General features: G+C 71.6%; 17 protein-coding genes. 10 read left to right on the plus strand and 7 right to left on the minus strand.

The window, feature by feature from the left end:
* Window positions 1-118 precede the first annotated feature (118 nt).
* The 3 genes from WME98_RS03750 to WME98_RS03760 all read right to left on the minus strand — a co-directional run bounded on the left by WME98_RS03750 (window position 119) and on the right by WME98_RS03760 (window position 3,050).
* The gene (locus WME98_RS03750) at window positions 119-1,345 is read right to left on the minus strand and encodes a mechanosensitive ion channel family protein (protein WP_437950000.1); all 1,227 of its coding nucleotides are present in this window, start codon (window positions 1,343-1,345) and stop codon (window positions 119-121) included.
* A gap of 48 nt (window positions 1,346-1,393) precedes the next feature.
* Window positions 1,394-2,023 carry a hypothetical protein gene (locus WME98_RS03755; RefSeq protein WP_437950001.1) on the minus strand — a complete coding sequence of 210 codons (630 nt, stop codon included), beginning with the start codon at window positions 2,021-2,023 and terminating at the stop codon, window positions 1,394-1,396.
* 139 nt (window positions 2,024-2,162) lie between these two features.
* Complete coding sequence (locus WME98_RS03760) at window positions 2,163-3,050, minus strand: hypothetical protein (RefSeq protein ID WP_437950002.1); 888 nt, start codon at window positions 3,048-3,050, stop codon at window positions 2,163-2,165.
* Window positions 3,051-4,568: 1,518 nt separating this feature from the next.
* On the opposite strand from WME98_RS03760, the gene WME98_RS03765 reads away from it, so the two are divergent.
* Window positions 4,569-5,732, plus strand: a complete 1,164-nt coding sequence (locus WME98_RS03765) for an integrase core domain-containing protein (protein ID WP_437946437.1) — start codon at window positions 4,569-4,571, stop codon at window positions 5,730-5,732.
* A 345-nt stretch (window positions 5,733-6,077) separates the two neighbouring features.
* Here the strand turns inward: WME98_RS03765 and WME98_RS03770 are convergent, their stop codons facing one another.
* Complete coding sequence (locus WME98_RS03770) at window positions 6,078-6,257, minus strand: hypothetical protein (RefSeq protein ID WP_437950003.1); 180 nt, start codon at window positions 6,255-6,257, stop codon at window positions 6,078-6,080.
* An 18-nt stretch (window positions 6,258-6,275) separates the two neighbouring features.
* On the opposite strand from WME98_RS03770, the gene WME98_RS03775 reads away from it, so the two are divergent.
* The 4 genes from WME98_RS03775 to WME98_RS03790 all read left to right on the plus strand — a co-directional run bounded on the left by WME98_RS03775 (window position 6,276) and on the right by WME98_RS03790 (window position 9,450).
* Window positions 6,276-7,067 carry a hypothetical protein gene (locus WME98_RS03775; RefSeq protein WP_437950004.1) on the plus strand — a complete coding sequence of 264 codons (792 nt, stop codon included), beginning with the start codon at window positions 6,276-6,278 and terminating at the stop codon, window positions 7,065-7,067.
* A 103-nt stretch (window positions 7,068-7,170) separates the two neighbouring features.
* On the plus strand, window positions 7,171-7,617 hold the full coding sequence (locus WME98_RS03780) for a CoA-binding protein (RefSeq protein WP_437950005.1): 447 nt from the start codon (window positions 7,171-7,173) through the stop codon (window positions 7,615-7,617).
* 52 nt (window positions 7,618-7,669) lie between these two features.
* A complete protein-coding gene (locus WME98_RS03785; RefSeq protein ID WP_437950006.1) occupies window positions 7,670-8,833 on the plus strand; it encodes an AAA family ATPase in 1,164 nt (387 codons plus the stop codon).
* A gap of 2 nt (window positions 8,834-8,835) precedes the next feature.
* Window positions 8,836-9,450 (plus strand): DUF4276 family protein, encoded by a 615-nt coding sequence (locus WME98_RS03790; protein ID WP_437950007.1) that lies wholly within the window; start codon window positions 8,836-8,838, stop codon window positions 9,448-9,450.
* 88 nt (window positions 9,451-9,538) lie between these two features.
* On the opposite strand, the gene WME98_RS03795 is transcribed toward WME98_RS03790, so the two are convergent.
* On the minus strand, window positions 9,539-9,961 hold the full coding sequence (locus WME98_RS03795) for a cupin domain-containing protein (protein ID WP_437950008.1): 423 nt from the start codon (window positions 9,959-9,961) through the stop codon (window positions 9,539-9,541).
* Between the two features lie 265 nt (window positions 9,962-10,226).
* Between WME98_RS03795 and WME98_RS03800 the strand changes: the two genes are divergently transcribed.
* The 3 genes from WME98_RS03800 (at window position 10,227) to WME98_RS03810 (ending at window position 12,657) form a co-directional block, all read left to right on the plus strand.
* The gene (locus WME98_RS03800) at window positions 10,227-11,255 is read left to right on the plus strand and encodes a PA0069 family radical SAM protein (RefSeq protein ID WP_437950009.1); all 1,029 of its coding nucleotides are present in this window, start codon (window positions 10,227-10,229) and stop codon (window positions 11,253-11,255) included.
* Between the two features lie 138 nt (window positions 11,256-11,393).
* Window positions 11,394-12,173 (plus strand): HAMP domain-containing protein, encoded by a 780-nt coding sequence (locus tag WME98_RS03805; RefSeq protein ID WP_437950010.1) that lies wholly within the window; start codon window positions 11,394-11,396, stop codon window positions 12,171-12,173.
* A 25-nt stretch (window positions 12,174-12,198) separates the two neighbouring features.
* On the plus strand, window positions 12,199-12,657 hold the full coding sequence (locus WME98_RS03810) for a tellurite resistance TerB family protein (RefSeq protein WP_061628323.1): 459 nt from the start codon (window positions 12,199-12,201) through the stop codon (window positions 12,655-12,657).
* Between the two features lie 124 nt (window positions 12,658-12,781).
* Here the strand turns inward: WME98_RS03810 and WME98_RS03815 are convergent, their stop codons facing one another.
* Both WME98_RS03815 and WME98_RS03820 read right to left on the minus strand, forming a co-directional pair.
* The gene (locus WME98_RS03815; RefSeq protein WP_437950011.1) at window positions 12,782-14,416 is read right to left on the minus strand and encodes an NFACT RNA binding domain-containing protein; all 1,635 of its coding nucleotides are present in this window, start codon (window positions 14,414-14,416) and stop codon (window positions 12,782-12,784) included.
* 25 nt (window positions 14,417-14,441) lie between these two features.
* On the minus strand, window positions 14,442-15,086 hold the full coding sequence (locus WME98_RS03820) for a hypothetical protein (protein WP_437950012.1): 645 nt from the start codon (window positions 15,084-15,086) through the stop codon (window positions 14,442-14,444).
* Between the two features lie 116 nt (window positions 15,087-15,202).
* On the opposite strand from WME98_RS03820, the gene WME98_RS03825 reads away from it, so the two are divergent.
* A complete protein-coding gene (locus tag WME98_RS03825) occupies window positions 15,203-15,946 on the plus strand; it encodes a formylglycine-generating enzyme family protein (RefSeq protein ID WP_437950013.1) in 744 nt (247 codons plus the stop codon).
* A 288-nt stretch (window positions 15,947-16,234) separates the two neighbouring features.
* Complete coding sequence (locus tag WME98_RS03830; RefSeq protein ID WP_437950014.1) at window positions 16,235-17,197, plus strand: hypothetical protein; 963 nt, start codon at window positions 16,235-16,237, stop codon at window positions 17,195-17,197.
* Window positions 17,198-17,254: the final 57 nt, after the last annotated feature.

Genomic DNA, 17,254 nt, shown 5'->3' on the forward strand with positions numbered 1-17,254 from the left:
ACGGCGGCCCTCGGACGGCCGCGGCGGGCCGCGGAGCCGGCCGCGGCGGGCCGCAGAGCCGGCCGCGGCGGGCCGCGGAGCCGAAGCGATGCCGGGCGCTGGCTGGCGCCGATCGTGCTCAGCGCTCCGGGAGCGGCTCGGCGGAGCGCCCCTGCTGGCGCGGCGGTCCCGCGTCGGGCTTGCCGCTCGCGACGGCGGGCGCCGGGGCGGCCGGCACCGCGACGATCGCCGGCAAGACCACCGGAGCTGCGGTCGGATCGACGGCGGCGCGCGGATCGACGGGGGAGTGCGGGTCGAAAGCCTGGGGATCGACGGCGAGCCCCGGCTGCGCCGCGGCGGGGCTGAGGGCGACGCCTTCGTCGCGGCAGGCGCGGAAGAACGCCTTCCTCAGCTCGGACTCCAGCAGATCGTGGCGCTCGAAGTCGGCGATCCAGAACTTGATGACATAGCGCTGGAAGAGGGGAGTGACGGCCGCGAGCCAGAGCCTGGGCGGCGGCTCGCGGAGGATGTCCGGCACCTGCGCATAGGCGCGCTGCGCCGCGCGCTCCACGGCCTCGGGGGCGGCGTCGAGGGCGACGAGCATCTCGATGTTGCGCGCGCACGTCCGGTCCGGCGCGCAGAAGTTCTGTACGCGGGCCTTGGCGATGATCGAGTTCGGCAGGATCACGATGTCTCCGGAGAACGTCCGGAGGCGGGTCGAGCGCCATCCCACGTAGACGACCTGCCCCTCGATCCCGTCGACGAGGATCCAGTCGCCGACGCCGAACGAGCGCTCGGAGTGCAGGGCGAGCCCGGCGAAGAGGTTGCCGAGGGTGTCCTGGAGCGCGAGGCCGAGGACGACCGTGATGACGGTCGACGTCGCGAGCAGCGGCACGAGGTCGACGCCGGTGACCGCGCCGACGATCGATAGGCCGGCGACGAGGTAGAGGATCGTGAGCAGGAGGTGCCGTACGAGGGCCGGGAGCTGCACCTTCCGGCGCTCGGCGAGCCAGTAGTCGATGACCATGGTCTCGGCGATCTCGATGGCCAGGTACGACGCGAGCGCGAGCTCCAGGAGGAGCACGCCTTTGTGGAGCGTGGGCAGCTCGGCGCCGCGCAGGGCGATGAACGTGTGCAGCGCGAGCAGCGCGACGAGCAGGCGCGCCGGCAGCCGCATGCGCCGGATGAGGAGGTCGTCGAGCGACGTCCGGGTCGCGCGGGCGGCGCGCGAGAGCAGGGCGAAGAGCAGGCGGTAGGCGAAGAACCCGAGCGCGAGGACGGCGATGGCCGCGCCGAGCGCGACGAGCAGCGAGGTGGGGTGGCGGGAGAGGTCGGCCCAGAGCGCGGGGAGCCGGTCGAGGTTCACGCGGGGGAGTCTGCCACAGGAGGGCCGCCGCCACGCCGGCGACCGCGGCTAGCCGGCGCTGCCCGCGTGGCTCATCCACGAGATCAGCGCGAACAGCGCGAGCGCGACGAGGAAAAAGCCGTAGGTGGCGGCGTTCGCCCTCTGCGCCCAGCGGAGCGCGTCGGCCGCCGGCACGCGGCGCCCGGCGCTCCGCGCCTCGATCCACACCGAGGCGAAGAAGAAGGGCACACAGAGGAAGGCCCCGGCGGCGAGCACGCGCCAGCCCTCCTTCACCGGGCCCAGCCAGGGCGCCGAGATCGGCAGCATCAGCAGGGTGGCGGCCGGTCCGAGATCATCGCGAGCCATCGACAGGATCGGCCCTACGGTCATCTCGAGGACCGTCAGGAGAGCCCACGTGATCGGGATCCCCGCGAGCGTGGACCATGCGTTCGCCACCAGAGAGAGCTTGATCGCCTCTCGCGTCGGCAAGCGCAGGACCCGGCGAGCCACCGCGGCCTCGACGAGCACGACGGGAACGAAGGCTATCCACGATGCGGGCCACGCGAAGACGAGCATCGGGATGCCGGCGTTCGCGAGGGCGGGCTTCGGCCAGAGCAGGATCGCGGCGCCGGACAGGAGCCCGATGGCTAGGGCGAGCCGGCGGCATGCGTTTTGGGGGCTAGGGACAGCGAAAGACATGCCGAGCGCGAGGTCAGCCCGGGGCGCCTGGAGCCGGTCGAGGTTCACGTCGCGGAGTGTGCCACGAGCGGCGGACGGGGAGCTGCGCTGAGCTGGATACCGTCGCGCCGCTGCATCCACGGCGGCGGGGGCGGGTCGATCAGCGCGGGGGTGCAGGGAGCGGCTGGCAGCAGAAGGTCGAGGGATGTGTGGCGGTGGCTTTCCCGAGCAGCTCTCCGCCGCTGGCCTCGCACGTGCCGGGGCGGTGCGTGGTCCATCTCGCGCTCATGCTCTTGAGCGCGACGCCCTCCATGACGTCGGCGCACAGCCCTGCCTCCGTGCCGACCGTGATGGAGGCGAACGCGTCGGTGCACGCGTCATCGGCGTAGGCGGAGACGGAGGCGGAACAGGAGCTCTCCCCCGTCGGGGTGCACGCGCACGGTGTGCATTCGCGGGTGTCTTCGAAGTCCCTGTAGAACACGTGCATGAGCGGGTAATCGTCCGGGCACACCGGCTCACCGCCGCCCAGGTACATGATGCATTGCCGGAAGCCGGGTGGCGGGGGCTCCGGTGCTGGCCAGCACTTCTCTCCGGCAGGGCATACGGGCTCATCGGTGTCCCCGAAGACGTCTTCGTAGTCCAGCGCGATCGGGTCGCCCTTGCATGCGCGCGCGAAGGTCTTCCAGGGGGAGATGAACCCGTCTCTGGCGCTTCGGCGCGGCACCGGCTCGGGCTCGATCGGCTCGCATGCCGTCGCCGTGACCGGCGCGATCACCAGCGAAGCCAGCCGTTCGTCCGGGACCGCGGTCGCCGCGACGCAGGATCCGTCCCAGCCCGCAGGAGCGCCGAAGGCCGTGAACGTCGGGCCCTGGCAGAGAGGAGCGTCGCTCGCCCGCAAGACGGAGGGCAGCCCGCAGGTCGGCTCGCTGCACCGGCACGCGGGACACTCGAAGGGGACGTCCAGATCCGCGTGGCCCTCGTAGACCTTCGCCGGAGCGCTCACAGGCGGACATTCGGGCGCCGACAGCTCGCTGCCGATGTAGAGCAAGACCGGATCCGTGAAGCCCAGCGGCGGAACAGGGGTGCACTCGCAGGGACAAGAGAGGGTTTCCCGGCAGTCGTAGGAGTACGGGGAGCCGCAGCCCTGCCACAGAGCCGCAGCACATGCGGCCGCGACAAGGACTCCTGAGGAACGCCGCGCCATGAGGGCAGCCTATCGCACGTGCCCTCGGGGATCCAGATGGAGCGCTCCAGTGAGACTGCAAGCGCGGCATTGCGTCGAGGGGTGATAATTTTCCATGACGATTCGCAAACGGTGAAGGATTACGCGGGGATGGGACGTCGCTGCGTGCAAGTAAGGGCGGGCTGGGGGTGCTTTGCTGTGCTCGCAGGACCGGGGGCGTCGACGGAGCAAGGGGAGAGGAGGAGCGGGTAGACGTCCTCGCGGCGGGCTCGGCTGCCCCGCGAGCGCGAGGTTCGGCGGCGCCTATCCGCAGGAGACGGATGTGCAAAGCAGGGGGAGCCTCGATGAAGCAGCGGCCGTCGGACGGTCGGCGGCAGCACGCATGAAGAGAGCCGCGGCGCGCGATTGAAGGCGACGCATTAGCAACGACCCGTTTTCATGAACGCAGCGGCGGAGAGCTGATCCCCGGGACGATGATCAGAGCTTCGTACAGGAGGCTTCGGTGGGCCGCCGCTTTTCAGCGGCGGAGAGGCCATGTCGGAGCCGTTGGTCTCGTCGGACCGTCGCTGCTTCAATGGGGCCGCCGCCTTTCAGCGACAAGAGCGCCAGGACGGCCTTTGGGGCACTGGAGAGCCTGTTCCGGCTTCAATGGGGCCGCCGCCTTTCAGCGGCGGAGAGACACCGCTGCCCGAGGGTGTTGTATACTCCACTAACACGCTTCAATGGGGCCGCCGCCTTTCAGCGGCGGAGAGCAGGCCCAATGGCGTAACGGCGGCGTGATCGTGCTCCAGCTTCAATGGGGCCGCCGCCTTTCAGCGGTGGAGAGAAGGTCGACCGGGACGCGGCGGGTCGGTTCCGGATCACGCTTCAATGGGGCCGCCGCCTTTCAGCGGTGGAGAGCTCGTGTCCGCCCTGTTGTTGCCTAGCTGCCTGAGTGGCTTCAATGGGGCCGCCGCCTTTCAGCGGTGGAGAGAGGCCTCCAGGCCTACCTGAAATTTCGCGCACTTGCACCCCGGTTTGCGAGAGGTCCCCGCCGCCCCCCTCGCTCCGGCCGCCGGAGGCCGGCCCGCGCGCCCCCGGCCATCCCCAAATCCATCGTCATTTCAAACACCTGCCGGCCTTGCGAGCGCCCCCCGGCTTTTCCGCACCACTCCACCGCTCGCAACCGGTGCTCCCGCCCTCTTCTACCACGCCCCCTCCTCCCCTCGGCCAGCCCTTCCGTTCTCCTCGGCCGCTTTGCCGCTCCCTCGCGCGGCTCCCCGCTCCTCTCGGTACGGACCGGTGACCTGGGTAACGGTTCAGACCGGGAGCCTGGGTAGCACCCGGACGGACCGGGAGCCTGGGTGACACATGTCGTAGAGGGTCGGCGACGGAGGATCGCTGGTGCCCTGGAAAGAGACATGTTCAGTGGACGAGAGGCTTCAGTTCATCGCGCAGGTCAACGAGTCGGACGAGACGTTCGCGGAGCTGTGCCGACGGTTCGGCATCAGCCGGAAGACGGGGTACAAGTGGGTGGAGCGCTACGAGCAATCCGGACCTCGTGGTCTGGAGGAGCGGCGGCCCGTGGCGCACACGTTCCCGCATGCGACGCCAGCGGCGATCGTCGACGCGCTGGTCGAGCTGCGGAAGGTGCGACCCACCTGGGGTCCGAAGAAGCTGCGCGCCCGGCTGGAGAGCATGGGCCTTGAGGGGCTGCCGGCGACGAGCACCATCGGCGAGCTGCTCAAGAAACACGGGCTGATCCGGCCCCGGCGGCGCCGCGTGGTGATGCCGACGTCAGCGATGCCGTCGACGCTGGCTCCAGCGGAGCAGCCTAATGACACATGGTGCGTCGATTTCAAGGGGCACTTTGCGCTTGGCGACAAGACCCGGTGCCACCCGCTGACGTTGACGGACCAGGCGTCGCGGTACTTGCTCAAGTGCGAGGGCGTAGCGAAGCCGGACGAGGCCTCGGTGCGGCCGCACTTCGAGCGCGCGTTCCGCGAGTTCGGGCTGCCGAACCGTATCCGCTCGGACAACGGCCCGCCGTTCGCCACGCTGGGCATCGGAGGGCTCTCGGCGCTGTCGGTGAGCTGGATCAAGCTCGGCGTGGCTCCCGAGCGCATCGAGCCCGGCAAGCCGCAGCAGAACGGCCGTCACGAGCGCATGCACAAGACGCTGAAGGCGGAGGCGACATCGCCGCCCGGAGCCACGCTCGCGGCGCAGCAGCGCGTCTTCGACCGCTTCCGGCACGAGTACAATGACCAGCGGCCCCACGAGGCGCTCGGCCAGAGGACGCCGGCTTCGCGCTACACGCCGTCGCGGCGGACGATGCCGAGCAAGCCCTCCTCGCCGGAGTATCCGGACACGATGGCCGTGCGACGCGTGGGGGACATGGGACGGCTGCAGTTCGGTGGCGCGAACACCTTCGTCTCCAAGCTGATCGCCAACGAGCCCGTGGGGCTGCTTCCGATCGCCGACGACGTCTGGGAGCTGTACTACGGGCCGGTTCTGCTCGCGCAGGTCACCTTGAAGAACAAGGAGCTGCAGCTCGCCAAGGCACGGTGACCTGCGCGCACTCACGCCGGAACGTGAGGAGAGGCTCGCGTGTACCGAGACCGCGGGAAGCGGTTCGTGTATAGATCCTGGCGGTCCGAGAGAGCGCGGTGAGCGTGTCGCGTCGACGAGGATCCGGCCTCTGTTTCCAGTCCTCCCGGAGCAGCGGCCCGTAGCTCTAAGGAAGTGTCACCGCGGCTCCCGGTCAGAAGTGTTACCAGGGCTCCGCTCGTACACTCCCCCTCCTCCTTTCCCCACATCCCCGCCCCTCTTCTCTCGATCCCCGCTCTCCCGCACTCGATCCCCGTATCCCGCGACCTCCACCCCCACCTCCCGCTCGTCATCCCCCAGCTCCCCTCACTCGATCCGCACCTCGCCCGACTCGATCCCCCGCACCGGCGCCTCCCTCCCCCGGGTACTCCGCCCCGCCGACCGGGGGCGCCCCTCGCCCGCCCTGGGTTTCCCGTTCCCGGCCCCGGCGCTCTCCTGCTCTGCCCTGGTGGACGCGTCCCCCGACCCCGTACAGTCGTCTTCCACGGGAGGTCCTCATTCCTCATGGCCCGGTTGACGCTCCGGCAGAAGGCGGTGCGGGTGCTCCAGCTGCTGATGGGCCTTCGCAGGGACGAGATCGCCGCGGCGCTCGTCGCGCACGGCTTCACCGACGCCGACCTCGCGGAGGGGTGGCGCCTCCTCCAGGGCCTCACGCGCCCCCGGCTCGGCATCGACGTGCGCCCCAGCGCTCCCGAACCCGACCTCATCGCCGCGCTCGACGGCTGGGAGAACCGGTGGTTTCCCATTGCCGCGGCGACCCTCAAGCGCCGTCGCCCCGAGGTCCATGCCTGGATGTTCAGGAACCTCGGCCAGACCGAGGGCGCGGCCGTCGTCGTGTCCGTCGGCACCTTCGTCGAGCGCTGGGACCAGCTCGCCAGGCGCAAGGACAAGGGCGGACTCGAAGGAGACGGCCGCGACGCCAGGACGCTCCTCGCCAGGCGCGGGATCACCAGAGAGGTCGTCGACGAGGCCAGGGAGCTCCTCGCCCGCGCCGCGAAGGTCGAGCCCGCCGCGGATCGGTCGCCAGCAGACCCCGACAACGACGGCGAGCAGGCCGAAGCCGACCTCTGGGGCTGGTACCTGGAATGGAGCGCCGTCGTCCGGTCGGCCATCCAGGATCGCAAGCTCCTCCGCGAGCTCGGCTACCGCCGTCCGAGCGGCCGCCCCGGCGGCGGCACGACGCCCGCCGCGCAGCCCACGAGAGGCTCGACCCGACAACCAGAAGACGAAAGCGACTCGCCCCCACGCCCCAGGCCGAGACGCGCTCGAGCCTCCGCCGGCCGACGCCCCCGCTGAACGCAGCGATCCCGGCGCCAAGCGCCGCCCAGGCCCCACGCCTCCGGCTCTGCATCGCGCCGTCCCGGGTGCCGCGCCGGCTCGGCGGACGTACACTCCCCGCATGAACGACATTCGCGACATCAGCGATGACGATGCCCGGGTGGCCGAGCTGGTCCGCGGGGCGCGGCGCGTCGCCGTGCTCGGCATCAAGACCGAGGCGCAGGCGGATCAGCCCGCCTTCTACGTCCCGAGCTACCTGCACGGCGCGGGCGTGGAGGTGATCCCGGTCCCCGTCTACTACCCCGACGTGAAGACCATCCTCGGCCAGCAGGTTTACCGCCGCGTGGCGGACGTCCCGGGCCCGATCGACATCGTCGACGTCTTCCGGCGCGGCCAGGACGTCGCCGCGCACCTCGACGACCTCCTCGCCGCCCGGCCGCGCGCCGTCTGGCTGCAGAGCGGCATCCGGAACGACCAGGTGGCCGAGCGGCTCGTCGAGGCCGGGATCCTCGTCGTGCAGGACCGCTGCCTCATGGTCGACCACCGCCGCTTCGCCGGGCGAGGCTGAGGTCAGCTCCCCCGGTGGCGTCGATGAGCGCGATCCGGGTAGAGTTCCGCGCATGCTCCTCAAGAGTCTGCGGCTAGATCGGTTCCTGTCCTTCGGTCCGGGCTCCGATCCGATCGAGCTCAGCAAGCTCAACGTCCTCATCGGACCCAACGGGTCAGGCAAGTCGAACTTCATCGAGGCCATCGGCTTCCTTCGCGCCGCACCCACGGATCTGCTCGCCCCGGTACGACAAGGCGGGGGGGTGAGCGCATGGATCTGGCGAGGCGAGCCGGGCGCGAAGGCCGAGGTGGAGGCCGTCCTCGCGTACCGGCCGGAATCGAGCTGGAACCTGCGCCACCGGGTCTCCTTCACCGAGCTCGGAGCGCGCCTGGAGATCGTCGACGAGCGCATCGAGGACGAGGAGCCGCCGGCCGAGCCGACCGGCCAGCACGTCTACTTCGGCTACGAGCACGGACGGCCGATGCTCAACGTGAGAAACGGCAAGCGCGAGCTCCGCCGCGAGGACATCGACCCCCAGCAGTCCATCCTCTCCCAGCGCAAGGATCCCGATCATTATCCGGAGCTCTCGTTCGTCGGGGATCACTACAGCAAAATCCGGCTTTACCGTGACTGGGGCCTCGGGCGCGCCTCGTCCCCACGATACCCGCAGCCGTCCGATCTGCCGACCGACCACTTGCGAGAAGACGCACAGAACCTCGGGCTGATCCTGAACCGGTTCCGCCGGGATATCCCGACGAAGCGGGTGCTGATCGACGCCTTGCAGCAGGTTTTCGATGGGGTCGTGGACTTCTCCGTGCAGATCGAGGGAGGAACGGTCCAGATATTCCTTGAGGAAGAGCGCTGGACGCTCCCCGCGACGCGCCTCTCCGACGGCACGATCCGATGGCTTGCGCTGCTCGCCATCCTGCTCGATCCAGCGCCGCCGCCGCTCGTCTGCATCGAAGAGCCGGAGCTCGGCCTCCATCCGGATCTGATGCCCACGCTCGCGCGCCTCCTGCTCGGCGCATCGGAGCGCACACAGATCATCGTGACGACGCACTCGGATGTCCTCGTCGATGCACTCTCCGACACCCCGGAAACGGTGCTCGTCTGCGAGCGCCACGAAGGACGGACGACCCTGCGACGCCTCACGCGGGAGGCCCTCGCGACGTGGCTTGAGACGTACACGCTCGGTGAGCTCTGGCGCAAGGGCGAGCTCGGGGGCACACGATGGTAGCCGTGCGCGTCTACGTGGAGGGGGGCGGAGCCTCGCGGCGGGCTCAGGAGCCGCTCCGCGAAGGCTTCAGCAAGCTGTTCGAGAGAGTCCTCGGCGGGCGCGCCAGACCGAAGGTCATCGCATGCGGCAGCCGCAAGGAGGCGTTCGACGATTTTAGGCGTGCGGTGAAGAGCCATCCGGATGCGCTGTGCATCCTGCTGGTCGACAGCGAGGAGCCCGTGAAGCCCGGTACGTCAGCGTGGGACCACGTCCTCAAGCGCGAGGGAGATCAGTGGCCCAGACCGGACGGCGTGAGCGATGAGCAGCTCCACTTGATGGTGCAGGCCATGGAGGCCTGGCTGGTCGCGGACCCGGAAGCGCTCGCGGCATACTATAAGCAGGGATTCCGGAGGGACGCGCTACCCCGTCAGCCGAACGTCGAGCAGGTCGCCAAGAGAGACCTCTACGACGCGCTCGATCGTGCGACCAGGGATTCGAAGACCAAGGGGAAGTACGCGAAGTCTCATGGGTTCGAGCTGATCGGGCTGGTCGATCCCAGCAAGGTGCGCGCCGCTTCCGGGCATGCCGCTCGGTTCTTCGATACGCTCGTCGACCATGCTGCGGCCGGCCCGCCGTGAGCAGGATCCGGCCGACATCACCCGCCTCATTTCGCGTCAGCCGGCGCCCGGCCCCGGAATGTCGGGTGGCAGGCTCGCCCCCACGCAGCTACAGCGGCCGGTGCTGCGTCCCCTTGCCGTATGTGATCGACAGGAGGTCCCCCGGCTCGCGGACGAGGATCCGGTGCCACGCGCCTTGCGGGACCTTGCACGCCGCGCCCGCGAGCAGGGCGACGACCCGCTCGCCGCCCTGCTCCTCCAGCACGACGTCGCTCGCGCCGGACAGGAGGACCAGGATCTCGTCACCCGCCGGGTGCATCTCCCACTGCGGCGTGTCCTCGGTCAGCGGATACCGTATCACCAGCCAGCCTCCCTCGTCCGTGATCCGCCGGATGTCCGCGGCCTCCGAGTCGCCGGACATCAGCTCTTGCCAGAACGTCGGCCTCACCTCGATCTGCAGCGCGTCGCCCCCGTCCGCGAGGTGCAGGTACGTGCTGCGGAGATCGAACCCGGGCTGTTTCGGAGTGGCCATCTTGTCCCTCACCTCGCTCCTGAGCGCCCGCATGCCAGCAGGCGTTCCCTCGGCTGTCAATCCGCTCTCCCCGCCCCTTCCCCCCGCTGCGGCCCCCAGGCCGCGCCCGCCGCCCGCAGCGCCTCCCAGGCCGCGCCCGCCGCCCAGCCCGCCACGCCGCGTGCCAGCGCCCACCGGGCTCTACTGAACAAACGCTCCCACCCGGACGAGGACGCGCTACACTGCGCGCGCAGCGCCCGCCCCCTCGCCCGGCGCGCCCCGCACCATGCCGCGCCCCGTGAACAACCCTCCGAACCCGTGGTCGTCGACGCAGGTCGAGTACCTCGAAGAGGCGCCCCCGGCGACGCTGCAGGTCTTCGAGGAGCAGGCCCGCTCCATCATCACCGCCAACGACAGCCCCGATCTGCCGTTCCAGTACAGCGTCAACCCGTACCGGGGCTGCATCCACGCCTGCGCCTACTGCTACGCCCGGCCCTCGCACCAGTACCTCGGGTGGGGCGCCGGCACCGACTTCGACCGCAAGATCGTGGTCAAGGCGAACGCGCCCGAGCTGCTCGAGAAGGAGCTCAACAAGCCGGGCTGGCAGGGCGACACGATCGTGTTCTCCGGCAACGTCGATTGCTACCAGCCGCTCGAGGCGAGCTACGAGCTCACCCGCCGCTGCCTCGAGATCTGCCTCGCGTTCCGGAACCCCGTCGGGCTCATCACCAAGGGCGCGCTCGTGCGGCGCGACGCCGCCCTGCTCGGCGAGCTCGCGCGGCACGCCCGCGCCCGCGTCCACCTCAGCATCCCCTTCGCCGACGACGCCGTGGCCCGCAAGATGGAGCCGTACGCGAGCCGCTCGTCGCTGCGCTTCGAGGCCATGCGCGCGCTCTCGGACGCGGGCGTGCCGACCGGGATCTCCCTGTCGCCCCTGATCCCCGGGCTGAACGACAGCGACGTCCCCGAGCTCCTCGAGCGCGCCCGCGACGCCGGGGCGCAGAGCGCCTTCATGATGCCGCTGCGCCTGCCGCGCGAGGTGCTGCCGGTCTTCGACGAGCGCCTGGAGGAGGCCTTCCCGGACCGCGCCAGCAAGGTGCGCCGCGGCATCCAGGAGATGCGCGGCGGCAAGATGAACGAGGCCGCCTTCGGGGCGCGCTTCCAGGGCGCAGGCGCGCGCTGGGCGGCGATCCAGCGGCTGTTCGAGGTGCACTGCCAGCGCCTCGGGCTGAACGCCGCGCGCGAGCGCGAAGCGGCAGACGAGCGCTCGACCTTCCGGCGGCCGAGCCGGCAGGGGACGCTGTTCGACCTCTGAATGACCCTTGCGACCGGCGCCGGGAATGGGGTACCAGTGAAACCGCAGTGCGTTTTCCGGGGGGGTCGCACCGCGGCGGCCCCGCTCATGCCATGTCCTGTGCTGGCGGTCATGCCGTCCGCCCGCTGACGAGACCTCATGACCTCTCCCGCCCAGGATCGCGCCACAGCCCGCCCGGCCCCCCGCCGCAAGCTGCTCCTCAACCCGCGATTCCAGCTCAAGTACACGGGGCTCCTGGTGTCGGTGGTGCTCGCCGTCATGGCGGTGCTCGGACTCGTCATCTGGCAGACCGCGAGCGTCGCCAACGAGCAGGCGCAGTACGCGGCGTCCCAGGCCGAGCTCGCGCTCAAAGAGGCGGCCAACAGCGCCAAGATCCTGAGGATGAGCACCGCCGCCCTGGGCGGCGACGGCGCCGAGCTCGGCAATACCCTCGACGAGGAGCTCGAGAAGACGAACCGCGAGTACGAGCGCAACCTGGCGGAGGTCGGCAGGCGGCGCTCCGAGGTCGAGGCGCTGCGCCAGCGCCTCCTCAACATCCTCGTCGGCGGGGGCGCGTTCCTCCTCGTCGTCCTCGGGGTGCTCGGGATCTTCATCACCCAGCGCATCGTGGGGCCGGTCCACCAGATGAAGCGCCTGTGCCGCCAGGTCGGCACGACGCGGCTCACCATCGGAGAGGGGCTGCGCAAGGGCGATGAGCTCGGAGACCTCTTCGACACGTTCGTGCAGATGACCTACTCGCTCAAGGCGCTCCAAACAGGGCGGCTCGCGACGCTCGACGCGGCCATCGAGCGGGCCGAGGCCGAGAAGGCGTCGGCCGAGGTGCTCGCGGGGCTGCGCGCGCTCCGGGCGCAGCTCTGCCTCGGGCTCAGCGAGTCCGAGACCGTGCGGCGCCGCGCGCCGAAAGGTGGTGAGTCATGAGGCGAATCGCCGGAGCGGAGGCGACATGAAGCCTCCCGCGTTGGTCCACCAGGCGGCCGGCTTGCTCCGCGCCCGCTTCGACCTGAACGAGTACAACCCGACCCCGATCGTCGACCTCGGCGCGCTCGTGGCGAACGCCGACGGCAACGTGGACGCCGAGGAGATCGACGCCCTCCGGCAGCTGATCGAGCCGATGCTCGGCGCCGAGCTGAACGCGGAGCTCGTCCGCTACCTGATCGAGGCGAGCCTGAAGGTGATCGCGGCGGCGGGCGTCGAGCCGCGGGTGCGGCTGCTCGCGGAGATCCTCATGGACTGCGACGCGGTGGAGGAGGGCGTCATCGTCGCGCTGGCGGTGGCCCACGCGAGCGAGGGGATCTCGGACGCGGAGCGCGCGGTCATCGCGTCGCTCGCCCGCGCGGCGGAGCTGCCGGCGCGCCGGCTGGATCAGCTGAACGAGCAGGTCCGGGCGGCGTTCACGGCCTGAGGGCGGGCCGCCCTCAGGCGGAGCGACGGCGTCGCAGCCTGGGCCCGGGGGCGCCGCAGCCCGGCCGCGGGGCGCTTCGCGGCCTGCGCGCGAGGCGCGTCGCCACCGGCGCGAGCGCCCTTCGTCAGCCCTCTTCCTTGGTCGCGAGCAGCCGCGACAGGCGCGCCCCCTCGATGCGCACGGCGATGACCTTCTCCCGATCGAAGACCACCGCGCCCGGGGCCGCGCCGCGCGGCTTGCGCACGTAGCGGCGCGGGACGTAGCTCACCTCGCAGACCGCCTCGCCGCGCGCGTCGCTGAAGTGCGCCGCCAGGGTCGCGGCGTCCACGAGCACGTCGGCGGGGCAGCTCGCCCCCTTCGGGAGCGGCACGACGACGTGCGAACCCGCGACGCCCTTCGCGTGGAGCCAGAGGTCGTGCGGCCGCGCATGCTTCGTCGTCAGGGCGTCGTTGTCCTCGGCGCCCCGGCCGACGAGGATCGCCGCGCCGGACGCGCTCCGGTAGGCATGGAACGGCCGACGCGGGGCGGTCCGTCCGGCCCGCGGGGCGCGCGCTCCTCCGGCCGCCCCCGGCCCGCCGGCGACGGCGGCGCCCGCCCCGGCGATCTCGGCGCGCGCCACACCGAGGGAGCGCGCGCGCTGCGCGAGCGGCTCGAGCGCCTCCGGCCGCGCCTCCGCCGCCGCGACGTCGGCCTCGAGGGCGGCGATCGCCTCGAGGGCGCGCTCGGTCTCGGCGAGGCGCGCGCGCATCACCGCCTCGCCGCGCTGGTAGCGCCGCGCCTTGGCGAAGAACGCCTCGGCCTGCGCCTTGGCGGGGCGCGCCGGGTCGAGCGCGACCTCGATCTTGCCGCCCGTCTCCCAGTCGTCGAGGAGCGCCTTCGCGGCCCCGCGCGGCACCCGCGCGCCCTGCGCGAGCAGGAGCTGCCCCGTCTTCTGGAGGCGCGCGACGCTCCCCAGCCGCCCGAGATCGCCGCGCACCGCCTCGGCCCTGCGCTCGAGCGCGGCGCGCCGCGCCTTGACGGCGCGCGCGAGGGCCGCCTTCTCCTGGCCGGCGGCGGCGTCGTCGCTCGCCTCGACCAGCGCCGCGCCGGCGGCCAGCGGATCCTCCGGGTAGGCGATCTCGGCCGGCGGGGCGCTCCCCTGAGGCGGCCAGCGGAGGATCAGGTTGCCGGCGCCGTCGAGCAGCCGCACCTCGCCGCGGCGCCCCGGGGCGAGCTCCAGCCGCGCCGCCGCGGCGGGCGCCGGGTCCAACCCGGGTGCGGTCGACCCCGGGCCCAACCCGGGTGCGGGCGACCCCGGGCCCAACCCGGGTGCGGGCGACCCCGGGCTCAACCCGGGTGCGGGCGCCGTCGGGCTCAACCCGGGTGCGGGCGCCGCCGCCACCGACGGCCCCGCCTCACCAGGCAGTTCATCGTCTTGGTCTTCTTCCACCGTAGACAGATCGCCGACGATCACGGCGATGCCGTCCCCCCGCACCTCGATCGCCAGCACGCGGCGGCCGACCAGGTGGGCCCGCATGGCGGCCAGGAGCGGATGCGCCCCGCCGGCGCGGAGCCGCGGCAGCCGCGGCAAGACCCCCACCCCCGCGACGCGCGGCCCGATGCCGGCGCCGAGCACGCGCCGCGCTCCGGCGTACACGGCCAGCGCGACGAGCCCCGTCGCCGGGTTCGCGTGTGCGGCGTCGATCCGCGCCCCCACCCAGCTCGCCATCTCCTCGGCGAGCGCCCCGCCTCGCGCTGCGCTCCGTCGATCCTCCTCCATGGCGAACGCCGCTCGCTCGTGCCTCTCAGCGGAACTGCTCGAAGCTCGGCTCGCAACAGTCGACGGCGAGCGCGCACCCCGAGCCGGCCTGCGTGCAGGTGGCCACCTCCGAGCCGTTGACGAGGCAGGAGCAGGAGATGTCGGAGCGCCCGCTCGGCCTGCACTCGACGGCGAAATCCCAGCCCGGGCACGAGCCCTTGCAGCTGCACGCCCTGTCCCCGCCGCCGAAGCACTCCAGCCCTCCACAGCCGGAGTCGGCGTCGAACGCGCACGTCTCGTACTGAGTCAGCAAAGGCTGGCACCTGGACGGGGCGACGGAGCAATCGAACGCCTCGATCGCGCAATCGAAGAACGGCGCGAGCCGATCGTTGCACGGGGGCGCGGCGGACAGCCGCTCGTCACAGACGTCGCCGCAGCTCCCCGGCGCCGCGCCGCACACCGGCAGGAACATCTCGCAGTACGCGAGACACTTCGACCGCACGTCGCCGCCGCCCCCCCCGGTGGAGGTCACCCCCACGTTGCTCGTCCCGCTCGCGCTGCTGCTGGTCACGCCGGCGCCTCCCGACCCTTCGCCGGGCATCCCGTCGACCACGACGTTGCCACCGCAGGCGCTCCCCCAGGCCAGGAGCGCGAGCGCGGCGAACCGCATCCTAAGCAGCGTCATTCCCATGGCGCGAGACTAGCCCGGCGCGGGCGCGGGCGCGAGCGCCGCGCGAGGTCCGGTGAGGCGAGCCGCCGCGCGGCCTCTCGTGCGTCGCGCGCGGCTTTGCGATAGAGAGCCGCCGCGTGCTCCTCGACCTCCTGCTCGCCCCGCTGCTCGTCCAGGCCGACGCGCTGCCCCGGCCCGGGGCTCCGGCGTCCTGCCCGCCCGACATGGTGCTCGTGGAGGGCACGCACCACGAGGACGTGCAGCGGATCTGCACGAGCTACCGCGGCGGCCACTGCTTCAGCTTCTTCCCCGGGCTGTTCGCCGCCGAGCCGCGCTTCACGCCGGTGCGCACGTGCATGGATCGCCACGAGTGGCCGAACCGGGCGGGCGCGCTGCCGGTCGTGATGCTCCGCTTCGTCGAGGCCGAGCGGGAGTGCGCCGCCGTCGGCAAGCGCCTCTGCACCGAGTTCGAGTGGGAGCTCGCGTGCGAGGGGCCGTCGGCGCTCCCCTTCCCTTACGGTTACGCGCAGGACCCGGCCGCCTGCAACGTGAGCAAGCCATACCGGGGCATCAGCGAGCGGCGGCTCGCGTCGGACGACCCGGCGGTGCGGGCCGCCGAGACGCAGCGGCTCTGGCAGGGCGAGCCGTCGGGCTCGTATCCGGCGTGCGTGAGCCCGTACGGCGTCGTCGATCTGGTCGGCAACGTGGAAGAGTGGGTATCGACGTCGCGTCCCGAGTGGCCGCACCGCTCGTCGCTGAAGGGCGGCTACTGGTCCAAGCCGTGGGCGGGGTGCCGCGGGACCAACGACTCGCATGGACCGATGTTCCGGTTTTACGAGATCGGGTTTCGTTGCTGCAAGGATCCGGGGGCGGGGACGTAGCGCCGGGGGCGAAAGGGATTCCCCGAGCGGGGGGCAAGCGCGAAGCTGCTGGAAGGACACGCCATGGTGCTCGATCGGTTCGAGGGGTGCCTCTGCCTCAACCCCGGTCGGGTCCCTCAACCCCGGTCGGGTCCCTCAACCCCGGTCGGGTCCCTCCATCGTCGGTGCTCCGGCGCGGGTCGCTCCGCCATGGCGCCGCCACCCGCCCGATGCGCACGCCAGGCCCCGGAACCCCTTGATTTCGGCATCTCGAACGCCCGGCACGCGATCTGCCATGGGCGCCACGCCATGGGAGACGCCGACATCACCTTGCGCCACCTCGCCCGAAGGCGCCCCGAGGACCTGGTGCGCGCCCTCGTCCCTGAGAGCCGCCCCATCGAGGTCCTCGGCTGGGTCGACAGCCAGGTCACGAACATCGAGCGCCGCCTCGACAAGGCGCTGCGTCTACGGGTCGGCGGCGAGCCGCGGGTGCTCCACGTCGAGTTCTGCTTCTCGCTCCGCGAGGACGTGCCGGATCGCATCTTCGAATACCTCGGCTTCCTCTTCGCCGCGCTCCGCCTCGAATCCTCTGGCGCGCCGGTGCCGCCCATCGAGAGCGTCGCCGTGGTCCTCTCGGGACGCAGGCGGCGCTTGCCGAAAGCCGGGAAGCGCCGCATCGCCTGGCCCGGGCGGCCGTTCAGCGGCGCGCGCTTCCGTATCGACGCCGTCTACCAGCGCACGGTCTCCGAGCTGCGAGCGCGCGGCAGCGTGCTCTGGCTGGTATTTGCGCCGCTTGCACGTAATGCGACCGCGGCGGCGCTGCGGGAGGTGGTCGCGGAGATCCACACGGGGGCGAAGGCCGCGGAGGAGCGGGCTGAGCTGTACACGGCGCTCCTGGTGATGGCGACCATCGATCCCTGGGGGCATAATCTGCTGAAGGAGCTCATCATCATGGTAGAGGACAAGGAAGAGGGGCTGCTCCGGCGCACGCCGATCATCGGCGAGATGATCATCGAGGCCGAGCAGCGGGGAGAGCAACGGGGAGAGCAACGGGGAGAGCAACGAGGAGAGGAGCGCGGGCAGAAGGCGATCGCAGAGCTCCTCGGCCGCCTCTTCGCGCGGCGCATCGGGCGACGTCTGACGGCCGAAGAAGAGCGATCGATCGTCGAGCGCGCTCGCGTGAACGGTCCAGACGAGGTCGAAGCCGCCTTGATCGAGCTCGAGGGCGAGGCGCTGGTTCGATGGCTCGCGGAGCCGATGCGCAACGCCTGAGCTCCCGGCGGAGGAGGGAGCGCCCAGCGCGCGACCGCCGCTGTTCGGCAGCGACGC

This window comes from Sorangium sp. So ce296, assembly GCF_051529605.1.
Lineage (GTDB): Bacteria > Myxococcota_A > Polyangia > Polyangiales > Polyangiaceae > Sorangium > Sorangium cellulosum_D.

Bases quoted from the DNA above. Each gene is read 5' to 3' on its own strand.
- WME98_RS03755 (WP_437950001.1), bottom strand. From the start codon at position 2,023: ATGTCTTTCGCTGTCCCTAGCCCCCAAAACGCATGCCGCCGGCTCGCC.
- WME98_RS03775 (WP_437950004.1), top strand. From the start codon at position 6,276: ATGGCCCGGTTGACGCTCCGGCAGAAGGCGGTGCGGGTGCTCCAGCTG.
- WME98_RS03780 (WP_437950005.1), top strand. From the start codon at position 7,171: ATGAACGACATTCGCGACATCAGCGATGACGATGCCCGGGTGGCCGAG.
- WME98_RS03785 (WP_437950006.1), top strand. From the start codon at position 7,670: ATGCTCCTCAAGAGTCTGCGGCTAGATCGGTTCCTGTCCTTCGGTCCG.
- WME98_RS03795 (WP_437950008.1), bottom strand. From the start codon at position 9,961: ATGGCCACTCCGAAACAGCCCGGGTTCGATCTCCGCAGCACGTACCTG.
- WME98_RS03800 (WP_437950009.1), top strand. From the start codon at position 10,227: ATGCCGCGCCCCGTGAACAACCCTCCGAACCCGTGGTCGTCGACGCAG.
- WME98_RS03805 (WP_437950010.1), top strand. From the start codon at position 11,394: ATGACCTCTCCCGCCCAGGATCGCGCCACAGCCCGCCCGGCCCCCCGC.
- WME98_RS03810 (WP_061628323.1), top strand. From the start codon at position 12,199: ATGAAGCCTCCCGCGTTGGTCCACCAGGCGGCCGGCTTGCTCCGCGCC.
- WME98_RS03815 (WP_437950011.1), bottom strand. From the start codon at position 14,416: ATGGAGGAGGATCGACGGAGCGCAGCGCGAGGCGGGGCGCTCGCCGAG.
- WME98_RS03820 (WP_437950012.1), bottom strand. From the start codon at position 15,086: ATGGGAATGACGCTGCTTAGGATGCGGTTCGCCGCGCTCGCGCTCCTG.
- WME98_RS03830 (WP_437950014.1), top strand. From the start codon at position 16,235: ATGGGAGACGCCGACATCACCTTGCGCCACCTCGCCCGAAGGCGCCCC.